Origin of the sequence: Pseudoalteromonas sp. P1-30 (assembly GCF_001400005.1) — a bacterium.
Lineage (GTDB): Bacteria > Pseudomonadota > Gammaproteobacteria > Enterobacterales > Alteromonadaceae > Pseudoalteromonas > Pseudoalteromonas atlantica.
In genome coordinates this window covers 158,627-159,062 of record NZ_LKBC01000013.1, presented here as the reverse complement: position 1 = coordinate 159,062, position 436 = coordinate 158,627, and the positions used below count along the sequence as shown (strand labels likewise).

Here is a 436-nt window from a genome sequence, read left to right as displayed (position 1 = left end):
TACCAACGTTTACGTGCGGTTTTACGCGTTCAAACTTTTCTTTTGCCATGACGGAACCTATCAGTTTTGTGTATCTAGATTACATATGAAAATAATCCACCAGAGGTAGATTAATTTAATTTTTTCAAATTTCAAATAGTTTTTTCTGACAGATAAAGGAAGTATTCAAGGAGATTCATATGACTGGTGCTGATAGGCAGATTTGAACTGCCGACCTCACCCTTACCAAGGGTGCGCTCTACCAACTGAGCTATATCAGCAACACCATAATTGGAGCGGGCAGCGGGAATCGAACCCGCATCATCAGCTTGGAAGGCTGAGGTAATAGCCATTATACGATGCCCGCTTTAGGAACCTGTTCTTAAACTACCTCTAACCGTCAAGAATAAAGTGGTGGAGGGAGCTGGATTCGAACCAGCGAAGGCTGAGCCGTCAG

General features: G+C 43.3%; 2 tRNA genes. Both read right to left on the bottom strand.

Annotated elements, in window-relative coordinates:
* Positions 1-184: 184 nt before the first annotated feature.
* Positions 185-260 (bottom strand) — tRNA-Thr (locus AN395_RS16360).
* A gap of 11 nt (positions 261-271) precedes the next feature.
* Positions 272-346, bottom strand: a tRNA-Gly gene (locus tag AN395_RS16355).
* Between the last annotated feature and the right edge of the window lie 90 nt (positions 347-436).